The organism is Streptomyces sp. NPDC037301, from assembly GCF_055602785.1.
This window is the reverse complement of the sequence record NZ_JBVJWD010000159.1, coordinates 1-1965: the sequence shown is the minus strand read 5'-3', so window position 1 is coordinate 1965 and position 1965 is coordinate 1. Positions and strand designations below refer to the sequence as shown.

General features: G+C 67.4%; 2 pseudogenes. Both read left to right on the top strand.

Features of this window, described 5'->3' with window-relative positions:
* A pseudogene (locus ACZ7IB_RS49075) lies at positions 1–145 on the top strand (IS1380 family transposase); the annotation flags it as partial.
* Positions 146–372: 227 nt separating this feature from the next.
* Positions 373–1965, top strand: a pseudogene (locus ACZ7IB_RS49070) (RHS repeat-associated core domain-containing protein); the annotation flags it as partial.

The window sequence follows — 1965 nt, the reverse complement described above, 5'->3', positions numbered from 1 at the left end:
GCCTGCGACTTCGCCTGTTCTCCGCCGCCGCCCAGCTTGTCACCACCGGCCGCCGGCGATACCTGCGGTTCACCCGCCACTGGCCCTGGACCGACGTCATCACAGGCGCGATCCAGCGGCTCAACGCCCCCCGAACCCTGGCTGATCAGAAACAACGACCCGTCCCAACGAGCCTGAACTGCATCGCGCAGAAGGGTTACTCGGAGATGTTCTTCTCCGCCTCCCGTTGTCGGCGACCGTGAGCGAAGGCAACCACGGCTTCCTCGACCAGCTCGGCGTCGTACCGGTCACCTACGGGGCGGGGCTGGCCGATCGCACGCGTCTCGCCGCCCCACAGAGGTGGTCGAGCGCGGTGGGATCCGGTACCAATACGTGTACGGCGAGGATGGCAGTGTCACCGTCACGGGCCCCACCGGTGCCCGGACCGAGCGCTCCTTCGACGCCGTCGGCGCGATGGCCCGTTTTACAGCCGCGAGCGGCCTGGTTACTCAAGTCGTCAACGATCGCGCGGGGCTGCCCGTGGAAATAACGGCTCCGGACGGATCGAGGGCCTTCTGCACCCGGGACGCCTTCGGACGCATCGCCAGTGTGACCGACGCCCTGGGCGGCGTCCTTACTCAGGCATGGACCACTGAAGGGAACCTGTCCTGGCTGGTGCTGCCCGACGGCAGCAGGGAGGAGTGGCAGTGGGACGGCGAAGGGAACCTGCTGGCGCACACCGACCGGATGGGCCGCATCCGCAGGTACACGGTCACCCACTTCGACCGCACCTCCGGAACCACTGGCAGAGACGGCGGCAGCTACCACTACGTCCACGACACCGAGCTGCGGCTGACGCAGGTCACCAACGCTGCAGGCCACGACTGGACGTACACCTACGACGCGGCGGGGCGTCTCGTCGCGGAGACGGACTTCGACGGCCGCACGCTGACGTACGAGCACGATGCCGTTGGCCGTCTGATCCGGCGAACCAACGCAGTCGGCCAGGGCCTCACCTTCGAGCGTGACTCTCTCGGCCGGGTCATACGCCTGCTCCACGACGACGGCGCCGCCTCCGTCTTCTCCTTCGGCCCGCAGGGCCACGTCTGCCGGGTCTCCAATGCCCACGCGGACATCGTGCTGGAGCATGACGCAGCCGGGCGGGTGCTGGCTGAAACCGTCAACGGACGGACCATGGCCTTCGAGTACGACGCCCAGGGACGGCGTACCTACCGCCGTACTCCCTCCGGCGCCGTAAGCCACCTCGCATTCGACGAGAGCGGCCTGGCCTCCTACACCACGGGAGAGCACGTCTTCCAGTTCGACCGTGACCCGATGGGACGCGAGACAGCCCGTACCGTCGACGGCACCCTCACCCTGCACCAGGAATGGGACGCGGTAGGACGGGTCAGCCACCAGTCTCTGACCGCGCACGGTGCCGAACTCATAGAGCGCTCCTTCACCTACCAGGCCGATGGCTCCCCGACCGTCATCGACGACAGCCTCCTCGGCCACCGCAGCTACACCCTCGATTCCGCGTCACGCATCACCGCGGTCCAGGCCCGGGGATGGAGTGAGCAATACGCGTACACAACCGCCGGAGACCAGACTCACGCCCAGCTTCCCGCCCGGACCCCCGGCCAGGAGGACATGGGAAGCCGCGCCTACACCGGCACTCGCCTTACCCGCTCCGGACGCACCCGGTACGCCTATGACGCTCAGGGCCGGCTTGCCGAACGGACGACTATCACCCTGAGCGGCAAAGTCCTCACCACGACGTTCGCCTGGAACGCCGAGGACCGGCTCACCCACGTCACCACGCCCGAAGGAGCCCTCTGGCGCTACGCGTACGACGCGATGGGCCGACGAGTCGCCAGGGAAAGCCTCTCTGGCGGGGAGTGTCTAATCAACGGCGGATCTGATGATCAAGGAGACGCCAGAGATGACCGAGTCCGTTGTCGAGCAGGAGTCCGTGGAGAAGTCGGC